The organism is Olivibacter sp. XZL3 (genome assembly GCF_004368405.1).
Classification (GTDB): domain Bacteria; phylum Bacteroidota; class Bacteroidia; order Sphingobacteriales; family Sphingobacteriaceae; genus Olivibacter.
The window spans coordinates 102,014-123,098 of record NZ_SBJH01000026.1; the positions used below are offsets into that span (position 1 = coordinate 102,014).

At 42.5% G+C, this 21,085-nt stretch carries 12 protein-coding genes; 8 read left to right on the plus strand and 4 right to left on the minus strand.

The genetic code is table 11. The features are described 5' to 3' along the window. Positions 1-56: 56 nt before the first annotated feature. The gene (locus EPX21_RS07170) at positions 57-2,234 is read left to right on the plus strand and encodes a bifunctional alpha,alpha-trehalose-phosphate synthase (UDP-forming)/trehalose-phosphatase (protein ID WP_134088987.1); all 2,178 of its coding nucleotides are present in this window, start codon (positions 57-59) and stop codon (positions 2,232-2,234) included. Positions 2,235-2,242: 8 nt separating this feature from the next. Here the strand turns inward: EPX21_RS07170 and EPX21_RS07175 are convergent, their stop codons facing one another. The 3 genes from EPX21_RS07175 to mqnB all read right to left on the minus strand — a co-directional run bounded on the left by EPX21_RS07175 (position 2,243) and on the right by mqnB (position 5,679). Beyond that, the gene (locus tag EPX21_RS07175) at positions 2,243-4,033 is read right to left on the minus strand and encodes a glycoside hydrolase family 15 protein (RefSeq protein ID WP_134088988.1); all 1,791 of its coding nucleotides are present in this window, start codon (positions 4,031-4,033) and stop codon (positions 2,243-2,245) included. Between the two features lie 66 nt (positions 4,034-4,099). Then, entirely contained in the window at positions 4,100-4,957 is an 858-nt protein-coding gene (locus EPX21_RS07180; protein WP_134088989.1) for a 1,4-dihydroxy-6-naphthoate synthase, read from the minus strand. A gap of 101 nt (positions 4,958-5,058) precedes the next feature. Then, positions 5,059-5,679, minus strand: coding sequence for a futalosine hydrolase (gene mqnB / locus EPX21_RS07185; RefSeq protein ID WP_134088990.1), 621 nt, complete (start codon positions 5,677-5,679; stop codon positions 5,059-5,061). Positions 5,680-5,772: 93 nt separating this feature from the next. On the opposite strand from mqnB, the gene EPX21_RS07190 reads away from it, so the two are divergent. The 4 genes from EPX21_RS07190 (at position 5,773) to EPX21_RS07205 (ending at position 11,699) form a co-directional block, all read left to right on the plus strand. Continuing rightward, the gene (locus tag EPX21_RS07190) at positions 5,773-6,186 is read left to right on the plus strand and encodes a 6-carboxytetrahydropterin synthase (RefSeq protein WP_134089022.1); all 414 of its coding nucleotides are present in this window, start codon (positions 5,773-5,775) and stop codon (positions 6,184-6,186) included. 20 nt (positions 6,187-6,206) lie between these two features. Next, complete coding sequence (folE, locus tag EPX21_RS07195; RefSeq protein WP_134088991.1) at positions 6,207-6,848, plus strand: GTP cyclohydrolase I FolE; 642 nt, start codon at positions 6,207-6,209, stop codon at positions 6,846-6,848. Between the two features lie 53 nt (positions 6,849-6,901). Further along, positions 6,902-7,789 (plus strand): ACP S-malonyltransferase, encoded by an 888-nt coding sequence (gene fabD / locus EPX21_RS07200; RefSeq protein WP_134088992.1) that lies wholly within the window; start codon positions 6,902-6,904, stop codon positions 7,787-7,789. A 187-nt stretch (positions 7,790-7,976) separates the two neighbouring features. Continuing rightward, positions 7,977-11,699 (plus strand): HAMP domain-containing sensor histidine kinase, encoded by a 3,723-nt coding sequence (locus tag EPX21_RS07205; protein WP_134088993.1) that lies wholly within the window; start codon positions 7,977-7,979, stop codon positions 11,697-11,699. Positions 11,700-11,826: 127 nt separating this feature from the next. Here EPX21_RS07205 and EPX21_RS07210 read toward each other — a convergent pair whose 3' ends face one another. Beyond that, the gene (locus EPX21_RS07210) at positions 11,827-12,801 is read right to left on the minus strand and encodes a hypothetical protein (RefSeq protein ID WP_134088994.1); all 975 of its coding nucleotides are present in this window, start codon (positions 12,799-12,801) and stop codon (positions 11,827-11,829) included. 246 nt (positions 12,802-13,047) lie between these two features. Between EPX21_RS07210 and EPX21_RS07215 the strand changes: the two genes are divergently transcribed. The 3 genes from EPX21_RS07215 to EPX21_RS07225 all read left to right on the plus strand — a co-directional run bounded on the left by EPX21_RS07215 (position 13,048) and on the right by EPX21_RS07225 (position 21,071). Beyond that, positions 13,048-14,604, plus strand: coding sequence for a glycoside hydrolase family 10 protein (locus tag EPX21_RS07215; protein WP_134088995.1), 1,557 nt, complete (start codon positions 13,048-13,050; stop codon positions 14,602-14,604). Between the two features lie 181 nt (positions 14,605-14,785). Next, entirely contained in the window at positions 14,786-18,130 is a 3,345-nt protein-coding gene (locus tag EPX21_RS07220; protein WP_134088996.1) for an exodeoxyribonuclease V subunit beta, read from the plus strand. Between the two features lie 28 nt (positions 18,131-18,158). Continuing rightward, positions 18,159-21,071 (plus strand): PD-(D/E)XK nuclease family protein, encoded by a 2,913-nt coding sequence (locus EPX21_RS07225; protein WP_134088997.1) that lies wholly within the window; start codon positions 18,159-18,161, stop codon positions 21,069-21,071. The last annotated feature ends 14 nt before the right edge of the window (positions 21,072-21,085 follow it).

Consider the following 21,085-nt stretch of genomic DNA (forward strand, 5'->3'; position numbering starts at 1 on the left):
GTTTTCAAACTGTCCGTCATTTTTTGGGTTTATAATCATAAAAAATTAAAAATACTGTGAATAAGACAATCATCGTTTCCAATAGATTACCAGTAAAAATCGTCGAAGAGAATAATGGGTTAAGTTTCACTCCCAGCGAAGGAGGACTAGCCACCGGCTTAGGTTCCATTTATAAAGAGGGCAATAATATTTGGATCGGTTGGCCGGGTGTAGATATTCAGAAAGAGGAAGAACAACAATTCGTTACCGATGAACTAAAATCGCTCAATTTAATTCCTGTTTTCCTCAGTAAAGAAGAAATCAAACGCTATTACGAAGGGTTCAGTAACGAGGTTTTGTGGCCTATCTTTCATTACCTTTCTACCTATGCAAATTATAACTATCAAAATTGGCTCTCTTACGTGCAGGTAAACCAAAAGTTTGCTGATATTATTCTCAGGGAGTTAAATCCCGGTGATACGGTATGGGTCCATGATTATCAGCTTTTACTTGTCCCGGGCTTAATCCGCCTGCAACAACCGGAAGTATCGATTGCCTTCTTTAACCATATACCATTCCCTTCCCAAGAGCTATTCCGATTAATTCCTTGGCGAAAGGAACTGTTAAGGGGTATGCTGGGTGCCGATTTGCTTGGCTTCCATACCTTTGACGATGTTCGCCATTTTCTGAGCGCGGCCACGCACTTGCTACCTGTTCACGCAGATGCTAATCGCTTACGTGTTGACAACCGCATCGTTTTGGCCGAACCGTTCCCAATGGGAATGGACAGTGAAAAGTTTTCTAAACTGGGAAGCGATCCCGAAGTGTTAGCGCATATCCAGAATTTCAAACAGAACTTCGATGGAAAGAAGATCATCCTCTCAATCGATCGCCTGGATTACAGCAAAGGCATTATCCAAAGGCTCAATGCTTTTGAGCTCTTGCTTTCTAAAAACCCGGAATATATTGAACAGATCATTCTCTATATGATTGTCGTACCTTCCCGCGATACGGTACCTCAATATAGAAAGCTGAAAGATGAGATCGACAGGCTTGTTGGACGCATCAACGCACGGTTCAGAACCTTTGAATGGCATCCCATCGCCTATTTCTATCACGGGTACCCAATCGAAATTATTTCTGCATTATATAACGTTGCTGACGTCTGCTTGGTTACCCCGATGCGCGACGGCATGAACTTAGTGAGTAAGGAGTATGTAGCCAGTCGAAATGATAACACCGGCGTGTTGGTCCTAAGCGAAATGGCAGGGGCATCCAAAGAACTTAATGATGCGCTATTGGTAAATCCTAACAATATTTCCGAGATCCGAAAAGCTTTAGTGACCGCCTTAAATATGCCTAGACCCGAAATGGAAGAGCGGATGAAAGCCATGCGTGCGGTCGTTTTTAAATTCAATATCAAGCACTGGGTAAAGATTTTCATGAATCGTTTGCAACATGTCAAGCAGATGCAAAAGGATTCGATGGCCAACTTAGTGAAATCTTCAATACGAGCAGCCATACAAGAACGGTATAAAGCAGCCCAAAATCGCTTACTGCTGTTCGATTATGACGGTACCCTTGTAGGCTTTAAGAAAGAAATAGACGAGGCTTCGCCGGATGCAGCGCTTTATGATCTGTTAGACAGCTTTGTCGCGGACGAAAAAAACACCCTCGTTATTATCAGCGGCAGGAAGCACATAACGCTCGAACAATGGTTCGGCACAAAAAGCTATGCACTCATTGCCGAACATGGCGCTTGGAAGAAAGACCGCGGTGGCGAATGGGAACAACTTCCAGGCTTATCAACCAATTGGAAAAGTGAAGTGCAAAAACTGATGGAGGACTACACCGATAAAACACCGGGATCCTTTATCGAGGAAAAAAGCTATTCTTTAGCCTGGCATTACCGAAAGGTGCAAAAAGGACTGGGATCTTTGCGTGCAAACGAGTTGATGGATAACTTGCAGTACCACCTAAACACGTATGGACTCAAAATGCTCGATGGAGATAAGGTGGTAGAGGTTAAAAACGCCGATGTAAATAAAGGCAGGGCAACCCTCAACCTTCTGCATGACACCGACTACGACTTTATTCTCGCAATAGGCGATGACAGAACAGATGAGGATACCTTCAAGGCTCTTCCGGAAAAAGCCATCAGCATCAAGGTCGGCAGTAACGTATCCGCTGCAAAGTATTATTTGGAAGATCAGGAAGAAGTACGGGACTTACTCTCCTCTTTAGTGGAAAAGTAACTCCCTTATCAATCCCTTACCAAGAATCTCGGGGTCCCTAGTTTTACGGCAATCCGATTGACGGCATTAATAAGGCCGACATGACTATAGGCCTGTGGGAAATTTCCCCACTGGTCGCCGTTATCCGCATCAATGTCTTCACTAAATAATAAAAGATGGTTTGCGTAGGGCAGTAAATTCTCAAAGGTGTCAATAGCATCTTGGGTTCTGCCTACGCAAGCCAAAGCTTCTACATACCAAAAGGCACAGATCAGGAAAGTCGACTTCGGTTTACCGAAATCGTCGGCATGAAGATATCTGTAAAAAAGTCCATTGTCAGCGCGAAGTTCCTTTTCCAACGCACTTAAATGGTTCAAGGCCCGCTCACTGGATGGATCAAGGTAATTCATAATAATGAGCTGCAAGGTGCTGGCATCCAGATGTGGACTACCTACCGCGTGTGTATACACCTTCCTTTCCGGATCATAGCAATCTTCAATATGCTTGGCTGCCCGCGTAATCAACACGTCGGCACGATGCTCCAACTCGGGCTCCCGAATCTCGCGCGCTATTTTGGCTGCAGCCTTGGCTCCTGCCCACTGAAAAAGGTTCGTATAGCAATGATGGTTGGCAAAATTCCGAAATTCCCAGATCCCGGCATCTTTTTCTTCGATGGTCTGTTCAATTTTACGGATGATTTTCTCTAGCCAAACGGCAGAATGACTTCTTTCTTTATCTGCAAAACGTTTGTCCGTATAAAGCGGCAATATCGATAATAATACCTGCCCATACACATCGTTCTGCACGTGTTCATAGGCCTGGTTGCCGAGACGCACGGGCTTGTTGTCCAAATAGCCGGATAGATGGCTCAATTCCTCTTCAATCAGTTCCTTCCGACCGGTAATACTATAAAGCGGCTGATATCGGCCTTCTTCATTCGCCGATATATTGGCAATAAATTCGGCATAATGTTCCATTTCTTCAAACTGCCCGATTCGAAGCAAGGAAGCTAATACGTAATAACTATCCCGTATCCAGCAATATCGATAATCCCAGTTCCGTCCACTTCCCATGGCCTCCGGTAAACTGGAAGTGCTGGCAGCAATAAATGCTCCCGTATCTTCGTATTGATGAAGTTTTAAAGCGAGGGCCGATCGAATAACAGCCTCCTGGTAGAAGGGAGAGATCGTCGTATGTTTAATCCACGTTCGCCAATAATTAATCGTTTGCCTTAAAAAACGTTCTGCGGTCTCTTCCAAAGGTGCTTCCAAAGGCTCTCCATACGTCAATATTAGGTATTTCGTTTCGTGGAGGACGAAGGTACCGGGTTCAAAAAAATGACTTATCGGGACGTTTGTAGTTAACCGCATATGATCGCCGCTACCCGTAAACTCCACATGATTGCTCCCGCGGTGCCGATCCTGGGCTACCCGACCGTAATCGGTAACCGGATAACAACGCATACGGACCCGAGGCTCTCCACTTATGCGCTCCACCTTTCTAATTAACATTAAGGGCTTAAAATAGCGATCATATTGGCTAAATCTAGGAGCAAAATCGGTAACCTTAAAGACTCCTTCTTTATTGGAGATGGTTGTTTCCAAAATATTCGTGTTTGGAATATACCGCTGTTCGGACTCGAATTCACCGTCGGGAAGAATCGAAAACTCTCCCCCTTTGTCCTTATCAAGCTTACTGCCAAATACAAATGTACTATCGAAGGCCGGCCAACATAACCAAGAAATATTTGTATCTGTTTGCACGTGCGCGATGTAGGCACAGTTTCCTATTATTCCACTTTGATAGGTGTGTCTATTCATTCTATAAGTATTTCAGTGTTACAACAAGCAAATTTGCTGTCTGTTTAAAAAGAAGATCGTTTCTCATTAATTTAAGAACAGCGGCTTCTCCATTTGCGGGATCAAATTCAATTGCAGCGCTTTCTCAAACATCACCTGCACAGCCTTCCTTCCTTCTTCTCCTAAATCAAGCGAATACTTGTTAACATATAAGTCGATATGCTTATATATCACTTCTTCGCTCATTTCCTGTGCATGTTGACGAATAAAGTCGAATCCTGCATCCGGATGTGCAAAAGCGTACGCTACGCTTCTTTTGAGAATCCGATTCACTTTCGTTTTAATATCATCAGGAATATCTCTTTTTATAACGATTCCTCCCAACGGAATGGGGCATCCCGTTTCCTTTTCCCAGAAATCACCTAAGTCGATTACTTTATGTAGCCCTTTATCCTGATAAGTAAACCTGTTTTCGTGGATAATCAGTCCGAGATCAACTTGTTCCTTTAATAGGGCAGCTTCAATGTCAGAAAACAACAAGATTTCTTTGTTCTGTAGTTGGGGAAAAGCCAATCCCAACAAAAAGTTTGCCGTTGTATACTTTCCCGGTATAGCAACTCTTAAATCCGAAACCAGCGCCTCATCTCTTTCCCGAAGGATATGATCCACCAGTTCCGGTTTCTTGCAGATCAGGAGAGGCCCCACCCCAAAGCCCAAAGCACTGCCTGCGTCTAATAAAGTGTATTTATTGAGTGCGTATGCATAGGCATGAAAACTAAGTTTGCTTATATCGAGGGAACCTGTAAAAGTCTTTTGATTTAACGATTCTACATCCTCATATCGCACATCGAAAGTTAGGCCCTCGGTATCAATTTTATGATGGATCATTGCATCAAAAATAAACGTATCGTTAGGGCAAGGGGAAAATCCAAGTGTTAATTTCATTATTATTCTCTTTGCATACTTCTGTAAGACGAAGACATTCCCAACAAATGTAGCAGAACGAACAGTTTCTTTTTTGGGCAGAATGTCATTTTATCCAAAAATTAATCCGAACCAAAATAAGAGATAAGCCATTCGTTTAGGTTGGCCACAGCAAGGCCGATCTTCCATTTATTCCGATCTCTCCTTTCTACATAATTGGAAACACTCCGTATCTGGGCGCAAGGCAGCCCCGCCTGTTCGCAGGCATAATAAAAAGCGGCTCCTTCCATACTTTCTACATCTGCTCCCGTCCTTGCTACCGCCAGCGCGATACTCGCCTCATTCCCATGAACACTGTTTACTGTTAAGCCGGTTGCCTTCCTCAGCGCACTTATCTCTTTACTCGGAAAACCACTTATTGCTTGATAGCTTGCTTTGCCAAAACCCAAATCCTCTATTGATAAAAACTGCTGGTCGTCTTCCGCGCCCAACTCATAAAAGGTGTCGCGTTCAACAAATGTAAGTGCTCCGAGCGGTAGCTCTTTCGAAAAGGCTCCGCAAATTCCGACATTGATAGCATAGTCGTAGGTTTTCCTGCCCAATACGCTCCCTAAAGAGAAGGCCGTCGCCACCATTCCTACACCGGTTATTAAAACATCTGCTTTTTTTTGCTGCCCTTCCATTGCGCGGACGAAAGGCTCGATCTCTGCAGCGGTAGCCGCTACTACTAAACATGTACCCATAAGTAATAGAAAGGCAATATAATGATTTTCGTGGAGCTAAATCCTAAAATGTTAAAATTATTAAGCTTATCTTTGCGGGCTAATAAATTGATTATGATTTATATCACACGTAGAGAGCGTTTTAGTGCGGCCCATAAACTATACCGTGACGATTGGAGCTTGGAAGAAAACGAAGCTACCTTTGGTAAATGCAGCAACCCCAACTGGCATGGTCATAATTATGAACTCTTTGTTACTATAAAAGGAGATATCGATGCCAGCACAGGTTTTGTAATGGATTTACGCGTACTTAAAACCATCATTTTACAAAACGTTATTGAGAAGTTAGACCACCGCAACGTTAACTTAGACGTGGATTTTATGCAAGGCAAAATGGCCTCCACCGAGATTCTCGCCGTAGAAATATTCAATCAGCTTAAAGGGCCCATCGAAGCCGCAGGTGCACAACTTCATAGCATTAAACTTCAAGAAACCGAAAACAATTCGGTTGAATATTTTGGAAACTAGTATTAACAAGAAACCATTCGATGAATATTAACCATAACGAGGCCCCCTTGGACGACGAGCAGTTAGATGGCTACGTAAAAATCGATCGCTATAACGCTGATAAAGTTGGAAGCATAGCTGGTCATTATGAAGATATTCTTTCACAGCTCGGCGAAAATCCGAAGCGTCAGGGCCTGCTAAAAACACCGGAAAGGGTTGCTAAAGCGCTCCAATATCTAACACATGGCTACGATATTAACCCTGCTGCTATTTTAAAGAGCGCCATGTTCGAAGAGGACTACAGTCAAATGGTCGTCGTAAAGGATATCGAAGTTTATTCGATGTGCGAACACCATTTATTACCTTTTTTCGGAAAAGCACACGTGGCTTATATCCCCAAAGGGCATATCGTCGGACTTAGCAAGATCCCACGCGTAGTTGACGCTTTTGCGCGCCGCCTACAAGTACAGGAAAGACTTACAAACGAAATAAGGGATTGCATTCAAGAAACACTTAACCCGGCAGGAGTCGCTGTCGTGATCGAATGCAAGCACCTTTGCATGGCCATGCGTGGTATTCAAAAGCAGAATTCTGTTACAACGACCTCCGCTTTCACGGGCGAGTTTGCGCACGAACGGACACGCGCAGAATTCCTTCGGCTAATAACGGCTAGCCTGGACTAGCCTTTGTTCAATCATATACGCTGCTAATTTATAATCAAAACAATCATAAACGAATGAAGAAGGCCTATTTATTTCCTGGGCAAGGAGCCCAATTCGTAGGAATGGGAAGGGATCTTTACGAATACAAAGAGACTACCCGCGATCTATTTGAACAGGCAAATGAAATTTTGGGGTTCCGTATAACCGATGTTATGTTTGAAGGAACGGAAGACGATCTTAAAAAAACAAACGTCACTCAACCCGCTATTTTTTTACATTCCGTCATTCTGGCAAAAGCCCTCGGCGACGAATTCAATCCACAAATGGTGGCGGGCCATTCGCTGGGCGAGTTTTCTGCTTTAGTGGCAGCCCAGGCTTTAACCTTTGAAGATGGTCTCGTCCTTGTCTCTAAACGAGCCAATGCGATGCAAAAAGCTTGCGAAATTCAGCCCTCAACCATGGCGGCGATCCTCGGCCTTGATGATTTTACAGTAGAAGATATTTGTCAACGAGTAAGCGATGTTGTGGTACCCGCAAACTACAATTGTCCCGGACAATTGGTTATTTCAGGAACCATCGAAGGCGTTGACAAAGCCTGCGAATTGATGCTGCAGGCCGGCGCTAAAAGAGCGCTGAAACTAAACGTCGGAGGAGCCTTCCATTCGCCGCTCATGGAAACTGCTCGTGCAGAGCTTCAAGAGGCTATCGAAAAAGTCGCTATCGATGCGCCTATTTGTCCGATATATCAAAATGTGGACGCCAAAGCTTATACAGACCCTTCGAAAATCAAAGAAAATCTCATCTCGCAACTAACAGGCGCGGTGAAGTGGACACAAACGATAGAAAATATGCTGGCCGACGGCGCAAACACTTTTATCGAAGTCGGACCTGGCAATGTATTACAAGGACTCGTAAAAAAAGTAAATAGGCAAGCAGCAACTTCAGCTGCTCAATTGCCTTAAACCCGGAATCCGCACTAGCTCACGAACTGCAATGAAATGGATGTTTTCGATCATTCCATTTCGTTTTAATTCCTAACGCGTAATTTAGGGTAAACTATATTGAAGCGGTATTGTTTTTAAGCCTCATACGTTTTCTTTATACGTATGAGGTTTTTTTATATTTTTACCAAATGCAACACTTTTTACCTTGAATAACTCTTTAAAAATACGGGTACTACTTTTGGTGTTAACGCTTTGTTTCATCGGCACAGCGCTAACCATCCATATGACCTTTAGGAAAGAGGAAATTTTGCGCATAGAGGCCAAAAGGATTGAGCAGAACCTCCATAAGAAAGAACTTTTTGTTAAGGATTTTCTTAAAGATACCGCCAGCTTTAATGCCCTGAGAGACATACAGAATAATGAAAAGCTGACGGCATATGTTGTCGAGCATCTTGGCCAGGAAAAAAAAGTTTTTGTATATACTTATTCGAATAGCGAACTGAGCTTTTGGGGTTCTAATAAAATCGTTCCACAATCGGATGCCGGATTGCCGGAGGGCAGCTCCCTCATTGTAGCAAGCAACGGCTGGTATGAAGCCATTAAACGATCGAAAGGAGGCTTCTCCGTCGTTTGCTTAATTCCCATTAAAGCAAAGTACGCCCTTAAAAACGACTACCTCAGCGAACAATTCTCATCAGACCTGATCCGGTCGCAAAACCTGACTATTGCCAACTATGACGATAATCCCGTTTATAACATAAGAAGCAGCGATGGCAAATACCTGTTTTCCGTTAAATTAAAGCAACAAACCTATAACACACTTTTCTCTAAACTGGAGCTGGCCATGTGGCTCGCTGCGATGTTTTTTGCAACGGTGCTGATGAACAGCGTTTCCACATGGATAGCCGGTAAAGGAAAGGTGAAGCTGTCCACGCTGGTCTTCCTTGCCTTCTTTGTTCTCACCAGGTACCTTGATTTATCCAATGGTTTACTCGCCAATCACTTTTTCAATGAAATATTTGACCCCAAATATTATGCGTCCAGTTTCGTTTTCCCGTCTTTAGGTGCCTTTTTACTCAATGTAATTGCCGGTGCCTGGTTCATGTGTTATGTGTATAACTATCGATTTAAACTCTTCATAAAAAGATCCGCCACCAATACCTTCCTCAAAGTATTGTTTTTTGTCTTATCCTCTTTGCTGGTGTATATAATCGTTTCACAGGTTGTACAGGTTTTTGGCGGACTGATTGTTAATTCCAATATACAATTCGACGTCACCAATATTTTAAACCTCAATATTTTTAGCTGGCTCGGCATTTTCGCTTTATGCCTGGTGATACTCATTCTTTATTTACTTTTAGAAATTCTCCTTGCCGTCGCTTCCAGTTTTAATATAGACCGACGGCAATGGTTCACGCTCTTTTTTTTAGTCTTTCCTTTATATGCGGTAATCCTGTTCTTCTTTAACGCGCTAACCGTTGCATTCTTTCTCTTTAGCAGTGTCATACTGGTAAGGGCACTCACCTTTTTCAGTAATAAAGACTTTAACTTAGTTATCTTTATCACGACCCTGCTGCTTTTTGCCTGGATTGCTTCCCTGAAGCAAACTAAGTTTATTAACGACAAAGAACTTGAGTCGCAGAAACTGATTCTCCAACGCCTTGAGGCCTCTGATGATCCGGATGCCGTATTTATTTTTTATAGTATAGAAAACGCCGTCGCAAAAGACCAATATCTCATCAACTACTTTTCAAATCCGAAAAAATACAACCTGCTGGTTCTAAATGACTACATTAAGCAGACTTACTTTAGTGGCTACTTGTCGCGCTACGAGTTCAATATCTATGAGTTGAATAAAAATTTTAAAGGCGATGTTAACAGCATTGAGAAACTGGCTCACTATAAGGAAAAAGTAGAATCTGGTTCCATTAAAGTTTCGGAGTACTTTTACCGCGTTAATAACAATTTTGGCAGCCTTCTTTACTTTGGTCTGATCCCGGTTATGGTCGACGGAAAAGAAATCGGTACGGCCTTAATAGAACTCACTAGCAAGGCTTTTGAACGCTACGCTTCTTTTCCCGAAATACTGAGTAACGGCCGGCTCAATAAACAGGAAAACTTAGAGCAATATTCTTTTGCTCTCTACAGAAATGGAAAACTAATCAACCAATTCGGCGACCATCTGTTCCCCATTACCGATCGAAATTATCCCAAAAAGCGCCTTCAATTCATACAACTAGACAGTCCGAATGGGGGAGAAGAGCTTATGTTCCGTCCAAACGAACATATTTTACTGGTATTGAGCAAAGACCGGCGAGGTTTCTGGGTACAACTGGCGTCCCTATCTTTCCTGTTTTTGGTACTTCTGGTCTTTGCCGTCACCGTTTATGCTTCTCAATGGCTGGTGTTAACCTTTAAAAATTACGACTTCAGTTTCCGAACGGTAAGACGTTCCTTTTGGATAACACAGAACAAAATCCTCTACAGAACCCGTATTCAGGCCTTCGTGGTATCCGCCGTGGTGATTACGTTAATTATAGCAGGCGTTATCACGTTTTTCAGTGTGAGCAATCAATACGTACGTCAACAAGAAAAAAACACCGTTAAACAAATCAATCAAATGGCTTCCGGATTGGAAGCGATCACCTCCGGACTCGAATCCTACGCCCACAAAGACATAAACGATAAGAATCCGGAAATTGAGAGAGATATATACAATACTGCTATTTCTAACGCAACCGATTTATGTCTTTATAATACCGAAGGCGTTTTATTTTACACCACACAAAGTAAGATTTACGATTTAGGCCTAAGCTCAAAACATATGGATGCAAAGGCCTGGCTGCACATGTCTAAATATCATCGATCCGAGTATCTTAACAAGGAAGCTATCGGTGATTTAGAATATCCCGTCGCTTATGCTCCTATAAAAAACGATGCGGATGAAACCATTGCTTACCTCAGCCTCCCTTATTTTTCAAATGAAAAAGACTTCGCAGACCGTATCGGCATGTTATTGAGTACACTTATCAACGTGTACGCACTGGTAATTGTTGCGCTAGGGCTTTTTGCTGTATTCATTGCAAACCGCATAACCTCGCCGTTGAGCTTAGTTCAAAGAAGCTTAGCCAAAACATCCATCGGAAAAACAAATGAGCCCATATTTTGGAAGAGAAATGACGAAATCGGTTCTTTAATAAGAGAATATAACAATATGATTGCGGCCTTAGAGATAAGCGCCAACAAAATAGCCCAATCCGAAAGGGAAACTGCCTGGAGAGAAATGGCTAAACAAGTAGCCCATGAAATAAAAAACCCTTTAACCCCTTTAAAACTCGGCGTACAACTACTCGAACGCTCGTGGAAAGAAAATGACCCTAATTTCGATCAGAAATTTAAGCGTTTCAGTAAATCGTTCATCGAACAAATTGATAGTTTATCAACAATCGCCTCTGAGTTTTCAAATTTCGCGAAGATGCCGGATACGCAACTGGAAGACGTTGATATTATTGATATCATCGAAAAGGTCATTCCCATATATAGCAATACCGCTGCCGTTGAGATCTTTTTCACTTATCGAGGTAAGGGTCCAATAATGGTAAGAGGGGATAAAGATCAGCTCAGACGCTCCTTCAGCAACCTCATCAAAAACGCTATTGAGGCAAAAGCCGGCAGAGGAAAATGTATAATACATATCACGGCAAAAACAGCGGCTCATTCGCTTATTGTCACCATCAGAGATAATGGGAACGGGATAGATGAGCGGGTGAGAGACCGTATATTCCAACCCAACTTTACGACAAAAAGTTCGGGTACGGGTTTAGGACTAGCCTTCGTAAAGCAGACCATTGAAAGTATGCATGGCTCCATCCGCTATACCACCGAAATAGGCAAAGGAACGACGTTTTTCATCGAAATACCCCTATAGACCTTCAGAAATCAACGGAATGCATTTTGGGCTATTTTTGAAGAGCCATTGACGACTAAATTAACCTGTTTGCAAAAAAAGCCATGCTTTGTTCTGCATGGCTTTCAAAAAGAATCTATTTAAACGGTTAAATTAACCTTATCGTCCCTTTTCCCATAGTTCCTTTGTTTGTATACAAGACAACGGTATAAGTCCCTGGTTTAAAGTTTTCCACTCCTTTCCATTCAATGGTATAAAACTTCCCATCGTTTGAAAACTCGATGCCTGCTTTATCTGTATATTGCATTTCTACGCCGTCCACTGCGAAAATGTTATTCTCTGTGATTAAGAGATTACCATTTGGCTCGATAACCCTGATATATACGTCGTAAATAGCCGTTTTTGCAAGCGGATTATCGGCAATAGTGAACTCGATCTTAAGCTTATCTGTATGCTTAGCCTTGCTCTCAACACTTTCGTTACCATTTTTCCGCTCCTTTATCGCGTTCACGTTGATGGAGGAAAGCTTTAACGCAGATGCGATAGCCACTTTCTGTTCCAGCTCGCTATTGATCGTTTCTAACTCGCTTGCTTTTTCTGTTACCGTATTAACGCTTGCCTTCAAGCGATCCCGTTCTGAAAGTAACAGTGCGTTCTCACTTTTCAACTGCTCAATGTCTTTTGTGTACCGGGAAACCGCTCCTCTCAGCTCACTGATTTCTTCCTGCGCATCTAACAGCTCCGTCCGATTTAATTCATTTTGGGTCAGTTTTGCTCTAAGCTCTTCTATTTTCGTTCGTGCATTCCCTTGCGCTGTTTTCAGCGCTTCTGTCAGCTCTACATTCTCTCTCGTAACCCGATCCAGTTCTACTTCTATACGATCCAGCTCCGTTTCCATTTGAATTTTTTCACTTAAGATCGTCGTTTGCTGCTCGCTTGAATTCTTATACTTCACATAAAAATAAACGTTCGTGGCTAACAAAGCCAAAATAGCAAAGATGAAAAAATAAATTTTCGGGGTGTCTTTTTCCCCTTCGTTTAGACTGTTTATCTGTGACGAAGCTTCAACACTGTTGCCATCTAAAAGAACCGATGGCCTATATACTATATCATTTTCTTCCATTTTTTTGTCACGTTTAAGTGGCTGGCTAAAAAGGATTAGCAAAAATTGTTCCAACAACAGTTATTCAGTAAACAGCCGCCTTTTTATTAAAATACGATCGAATAGGACGTGCCCTGTACTGATATCCATACACAGCACCTCACGTATTAATACTTTTACCCGATTTTTTTTCTCATCCTCAATGCTATACTTATCTTTACAACTTTTTATAAGAAAAAACTACTGAGGCAAACAACAATAGTGTATATGTTAAAGAACATTCCTTCTCTTAATAAATCATTAAGTTCCTTTTTTTATTTCTTTTTATTATGCTGTTTTAGCGCCGGAGCAAATAATGTCGAATCTATCCCTAAACGGGAACTAAGAGGGGCTTGGGTATCAACGGTCGTTAATATTGATTGGCCAAGCAAGGCAGGTCTTTCCTCCGAAATCCAAAAACAAGAACTTTTACGCCTGCTGGATGCCCACCAACGTGCCGGAATAAATGCGATATTTTTACAGGTTAGGCCTTCTGCGGATGCCATATATGCCAGAGGCAAGGAACTGTGGTCGCGCTTCCTAACGGGTCGACAAGGCCAGGCACCAAGCCCTGTGTACGATCCTTTAGACTTCGCGATACAAGAGGCTCACAATCGAGGAATGGAATTACATGCTTGGTTTAATCCTTACCGTGCTACTTTCGATTTAAACGAATCTAATGTCAGTGCCAATCACATCACAAAACAACATCCCGAGTGGTTCTTCGTCTATGCCGGAAAAAAACTTTTTAATCCCGGTATTCCTGAGGTTCAACAATATATCGTAGATGTAATCATGTCGGTGGTTAAAAATTACGATATCGACGGCGTACATTTTGACGACTATTTCTATCCGTACCCGGCAGGCGGACAAAGCATACCGGACGAGCAGACCTTCCGGCGATATGGCCGAGGCTTTTCAAAAATTGATGATTGGCGAAGAAACAATGTCAACCAGTTAATAAAAACATTAGCCGATAGCATCCATCAGGAAAAAAAGTATGTGAAGTTTGGTATCAGTCCTTTTGGTATCTGGCAGAATAAAAAACAACATCCGGAGGGATCCGAAACTTCGGGACTAAGCGGCTACGCACAGTTATATGCCGACGCACGCGCTTGGCTTCAAAATGGATGGGTAGACTATATCAATCCGCAGATTTATTTCCCTTTTAAGAACCGTGCCGCAGCTTACGAAACGCTGATTGATTGGTGGAGCGCCAACACCTACGGAAAACATTTGTACATCGGCCAAGCGGCCTACCGAGCAGCCGATAACACCACGGGATGGAGGGATAGAAACCAACTTCCAAATCAAATCCGCTACCTCCGAAAATTTCCCAATATACACGGAAGTGTGTACTTTAGCTCCAAGTCGCTCGTAAACAATTTAGGCGGTTTTAGGGATTCCTTACAATACAATTTTTACCGTTACAAATCGCTTCAGCCAAGTATGCCATGGATCGATAGTATAGCGCCATTGCCTCCGCAAAACCTCATTTATCACAACTTAAACCGGGGAGGAATTTCACTGCGTTGGGACCAGCCGCCTGTCGCTTCCGATGGCGAAACCGCATACGGTTATGTGATATACCGATTTAACGAAGGCGAAGAAATCGATCTGAATAATGCGCAAAACATCCTTGAAATCATCTTCGATGCGAGCCGCACCTACTACACTGATCAATCGGTAAGGAGCGGGGCGAGATACACGTATATTGTAACAGCCATTGATCGAATGAAAAATGAAAGTATCCCTTCAAATACACAAATAACGATACCGAATTAAATACTAATTTCCTTCAGCTGCATTGACCCAAGCCGCTTACTCCTTGTAATGGGCCCTTTCTTCATGAGCTGTGCCGAGATCGGAAAAACAGAAACATTAAAACACCGATTTTTACCAAAGATTTTTATTCATCGCTCTGAATAAATTTACGTACTTTACGAAGTAAAGCGTTTTGTTCAATATGTCCAATATCCCACCTGTTAAGATTTTAAAGGCTTCCGCCGGTTCCGGAAAGACATTCAGCTTAACCGCACATTACATCTGTCTATTGTTCGGAAGCAAAGTGCATTTCTCAGAAATTCTTGCGGTAACTTTTACCAATAAGGCAACCGCAGAAATGAAAGACCGTATCTTGAATGTCATCGAGGGTTTAGCATTATCGAGTCCTGCGGTAGAATCCTACCGAACTATTATCCGAGACACCTATCCGGCCTTGTCTGCTCAAGATATACAGTCAAAAGCACAAGAAGTTTACAGACAAATCCTACACAACTATAGCAGATTTGCCGTCAGCACCATCGACGGCTTTTACCAAAAAATCATCCGCAGCTTCAGCTTCGAACTCGGTTTAAACGCATCCTATCGCTTAGAAATGAATAGCGAAAAAGTTAAAAGCGACCTCGTGGCGCGGCTCAATAAGTTGCTTGGTGATAGACCCGACCTGCTACAGTGGATAATAGACTACGCACGTAAACAGATAGAAAAAGACAGAAGTTGGAATTATACCACCGTCCTAAAAAGATTAGCCGACGAACTTTTCAAAGAACGTTTTCAGCCTTTTAATGAAGCGATCTCCCGATTAAACGAGGAGGATCGACAAAAAACCTTTACAACCATTAGTGCTTTGTCGGAAGAACTCGTTACCGGTTTTGAAAAAGAGATTGAGCGTCTGCTAAGAATTGCCGCGGATATCGTAACTGCGTCAGGCGTATCGGCCGATCTCTTTTTACGGAAATCGCAAAACCTGATTCCGAAAATTCCGTCAATGAGTGCCGACAGTATAGACACTATTGATAAATTCAGCGAATATGTCGATAACCCCGAAAAGTGGCAAAAAAACGGCGTTAGCGGTATCGTTTCCGATTTATATGATAAACTGAATCCCATATTACAGCAGCTTTTAAGCTATAAACAAGAACATAGCCGTACTTACTATTTGGCCAAAGCCGTTCAGGCCAACTTCTACTTTTTGCGACTGCTAAAGGAAATGAGTGTTTTACTGGCGGATTATAGAGACGAAAATGCGGTTTCCCTTATTAGTGACGCACAAAACCTCTTAAGAGAAATCAACCGCCATCAGGAGCAGAACGTTTCGTTCATTTACGAAAAGGTGGGAAACCGCTATAAATATTTCCTTTTTGACGAATTTCAGGACACTTCGTCCAATCAGTGGTATAACTTTCTTCCCTTGCTGAGCAACGCCTTGGCGGGCACTCCGGGAAATCGATCGACGGCTCATCATCTCATTGTCGGCGACGTAAAACAAAGTATCTATCGTTGGAGAAATGGCGACTGGCGCATTCTTCAACATCATTCGATCAAAGATTTAGGAAACCATCATGTCAGTCTCCATACACTTCAAGAAAATTATCGAAGCCTTCCGGCAATCATCAAGTTCAATAATTTTCTGTTTGACAAAGCCCCCAAGATTCTGCAACAAAAACTCAACGATAAAATTTATAAAGAAATAGGGGACGAATTGTACGACTCCTGGTGGCAAGCATCCGGATATGCGCAAATATTGCCGGAAGCTTATGCGGAAACTGCTCAGAAAATTCCGTTAGCGGAAAATGCAGAAGGAGGGAAGGTAACCGTCTCTTTCTTTCCTGTTACCAGTGCCTTTGCCAAAACGAGGGGTAAAGAATCAAAACCAGATGCCTTGCGAGCACTTTCTGATACCCTTATCGCTTGGTTAGCAAGCGGAAAATACCGGGCCAACCAAATCGGGATTCTGGTCCGCAATAATATAGAAGCGCGCGAAATAATTGAATATCTGCTTCAAATACAAAAGGGCCTCGATGAGCATAAGAGATTCGAAGTTATCTCTGGAGATGCCTTGCTTTTGCAAAACAATCCGGGCATCAGATTGCTCATTAATACGCTTAGAGCAATGATCACCCCGCCGGAAGAGGCTTCTCTTTACCGCGCAAATACACGCTATCTCTATCAGCAGATCCGGCATCTGCCGCAAGGCGAAACCGGAGATCTTTGGTTGGATGCCGCCCAGCACGATATAAAAATCTGGGGAGACACCTTGCCAGAAGTTATTCGTAAGAACTGGTTTGGTTGGCAACAGCTTCCCCTGGCCGAGCTGGCTGAATCGCTCATCAATGGATTTGGACTAACAGAGGACGAAACCGCCATTCCCTATTTAATGGCCTTTAGGGATATTGTTGCAGAATTTAGCGCACAAGGGGAAAGGGGCATTGCTTCTTTCTTAACTTACTGGGACGAAGACGGAAACAAAAAGGCACTACCGGCCAGCGACGGCGGCAATGCCGTGGAAATCATGACAATTCACAAATCCAAGGGCTTAGCTTTCGATGTCGTGATGATTCCTTTTTGTTCCTGGGAGCTCGATGGATTGATTAATAGCCATTTCTGGGTGGATACCAAAGGTACATCGTATGAAATTCTCAGAAGTGTCCCTGTTAAATACAACAGTATGTTGGTCAAGTCGTCGCTCTATCAAGCCTATCTTGAAGAAATGCTTTTTAATTACATGGATGCATTGAATCTCTTGTATGTGGCCGCCACACGTGCGCGTAAGGAGCTTTACATAAGCGCGCCGGGTATTAAGGATGGAAAAGAAAGCGACTCGCTCATTGCAGATTTACTCCGACAGGTATTGGAAATCCATAGCGACGAATTAGGTATTCAATATAATAATGGTATTGTATATCCTATGAACGAGCCTCCAAGTGACGTAGCACCGGATATGCAAACGCCTACTTTGCACCAAGCTGGAAGTATCAGTTACTGGGGGCATTCGCCCCAATACAATTGGAGTTTTAACCGGTTTCCAATCTCCGAGCTGTTGAAGGAAGCCTTAGATAACCGAAAAATTAAACGAGAACTCCTCTCTTTGGGCGAACAGGATACCGCCATTCGACAAGGTTTACTCCTCCATGAACTATTGTCCTTAACAACGGACATCGACGCGTTTCCAAAGCAGCTCCGTTCTATGCAAAGCGAAGGTCTAATTACAAATGAAGAGTTTTCACAACTGCTCAATGAGGCAATACATGTTCGTCAAAACCAACAATTGTCAGCACTTTTAGACAAACCTTACCAAAGCCTTAATGAACAGCGCATCATCACAAAAGACGGAAAGGTGCTACGTCCCGATAAAGTGCTAATTGGCGATAAAGAAACCATCATCATTGATTTTAAATTTACAGGTATGGAGACGGCGCAACATGTTAAGCAGGTGAAAGCATATCAACAGAATTTACAGGACATGGGTTATCCACACGTCCGCGCTTTCTTATTTTACGCATCTACTGATAAATTAGTAGAGGTATAACACATTTATTTCAGTTAATTCTTATACGATGACGCCTTTTTTAAAAGAAGTTTCGGCCGATCTGATCTCCCGTTTCGGATCAGATTTAAAAAATATCGCTATTATTTTCAATAATAAACGTCCCGAGGTTTATATGAAAAAACATGTAGCGGACCTCATCGGAAAACCGATTTGGAGCCCCTCTTTTTTTACAATCCAACAGTTCATCAAAAATGCCTTCGAAGAACAGGAAGCGGACAAACTGACACAGATCATAACACTTTTTCAATGTTATAATTCCATTCAAGCGCAGAGGGAGGGAAAATTAGCGAGTATCGATCAGTTCTACCCTATGGCAGAGGTCATCTTGAACGACTTTGCGCAACTGGATTATGACTTGGTTGATCCGGATGATGTCTATGCTGAACTTTACGATATTGCAATCATAGAAAAGCGATTTCCCAATTTTTCAGAAGAGCAATTAACGTTCATCAACCAATTCTGGTCGACATTCAGCAAGGAAAAGCAAAGTTTTATACAAGATCGATTTATCGAGTTATGGCAGCTCCTTCCTTCACTTTACACCGATTTCCACAGCGCACTGAAGCAAAAGGGCTTAGCGACCACTCCACAGCTGTATAAAGCGTTTGCAAATGGTTTGGAAACCTATCCTTCTTATGTTGATCAATACCAACAATTAATTTTTGTGGGATTTAATGCCTTAAACAGGGCGGAAGCTACGCTTTTCAAAAAATGGCAACAACAAAATCTCGCCCTTTTTTACTTTGATGCCGATGAGCATTACCTAAGCGATACACTACAGGAAGCTGGAACTTTTTTGCGTCGAAATTTATATACGCACGGACTGGCAAACGCACTAGGTAGCCCGTCGAATTATTTGGCCACTCAAAAGCAGCCCATTAAAATAGTAGAAACGACCAGCTATACTGCGCAAGCGAAATTGCTAGACAGCCTGTTAACGGATAAAGCGGACAGCGATGAAATAAATAAAGGCCTTGCCGCAGTCTTATTAGCGGACGAGCGACTATTGATTCCGGCCCTCCAAAGTATCCCATCTGTGATAGAAACCAACATAACAATGGGCTTTCCTATTTCGCAATCCCCTATTTATGGCATTGTAGACTTATGGTTAAGAGTGCAAGAACAGTATCTTTTACAGAAACGGGACTTTATCCATTACAAGGACATCGAGATTTTTCTTTCTCATCCGCTGATACAGACAAGCGATGATATAAAAGAGCGGGTAAGAGCGCTTATATATATAAACCACTATATTAATGTGCCGCTTGCAGCGCTAGAGGCCGTTGCACCGGTTCCATTCTTTGAGCGGCAAACCCAAGGAAAAGATTTAATTAAAAGCTTGCAAACAATCGTTAAAAATATCTTTAACGAAAGGAAAGAGCAACAGTTATTAACTTATCCTGATGCTGCCATCTTTACTGAAGTCTTTCGCATCCTCAACCAGCTACATGACGCCTTAAGCATACTCGACGATCTCCGTATCGAGTTTGCAATATCTTTAATAAAGAAGTCGCTACAAGGAATAACGGCAGCAATCGAAGGAGACCCACTTTCAGGACTCCAAATTATGGGATTATTGGAAACCAGAAATCTAGATTTTAAAGAGATCTATTTATTAGGCGTAAATGATGGCGTTTTACCTAAGACAAGTTCCGCTGCAACTTTTATTCCCGATTCCATACGTCGAGCCCACGGTTTGCCCGTATTGGAAAATCAAGAAGCCCTGTCCGCCTATCTGTTCTATCGCCTCATACAGCGAGCCGAGAAAATCACGCTTGTTTATAATGGACAGGTTGACGAAAACAGCTCTGGAGAAATCAGTCGCTTTGTAAAACAAATCCAATTTGAGACTAACCGTCCTTTTGTCCATTTCAAGCAACAACAAGCGGTACAGACGCATGACGTTCCCCTTAACATGGAAGTGAGCAAGAAAAATAAAGTGCAACAGATTTTAGCCCTTTACCTCGACCAAAATAATCCGGCGCGTCCGGGAATATCTGCCACTGGTTTCACCACCTACCTTCAATCTCCTTTACTTTTCTTTCTAAAATATATAGCGAAGATAAGAGAACCTCAACTGTTAACAGAGGACTTCGAAGCGAATCGAATCGGTTCGATTATTCATGAAATTATGCAATGGTTCTACGAAGAACTGAAGCAAGAAAGTCCTTATATCACTGCGCAACGCATAAAAGACCATTTAAGACGTCTCCCTAATTTATGTTTACAGGCAACTGCAAAGGATTTCTATGGAAATACGGCTCACTTTGAAACAAACGCCCTCTCTAGTATGGAGAAAATCGTGCTGGAAATTGCGAAAGAATATGCCTTAATATTTATTAATCACGATATAAACGTCGCCCCCTTTACGATTATCGAGTTAGAGAATAAAAAAGACTATGTTGTTGACTTTCCTATCCAGATTGATGGCGTAGAATCAACGGTTAAGCTCTATGGTATTATCGACAGAATAGACGAAAAGGATGGAAAAACGCGTATTGTCGATTATAAAACGGGCGCTGATGCGCTTGATTACACAGATATTGATAGCCTTTTTGATCCCACTTCCGGAAAGTTCAATAAAGCACTGCTGCAAACTTTGTTTTATACCTACATTTATGAAAAAAAGACCGGTAAGAAAGAGGTAGAGCCCAATCTATATGTCGCGCGAAAATTAAGACAAGAGGGTAGCCTCTTTTATACCAAAATGAGGGGCAATAAATCCCCTTTAGCTGGTCAAGGCCTAGCGAGCTTCAAAGACGCTTTTGAGCAACGTATGCGAGAGACACTCGAAGCGCTTTTTAATCGGAACATTGCCTTTAAACATGATCCAAACGTAGATTTGCCCTACAATGATCACTACCAGGAATTCTTTCAGTCAGGCACAGATCATGATATCGAAATCGAGAATGAATATTAACGAATTAGCGATCA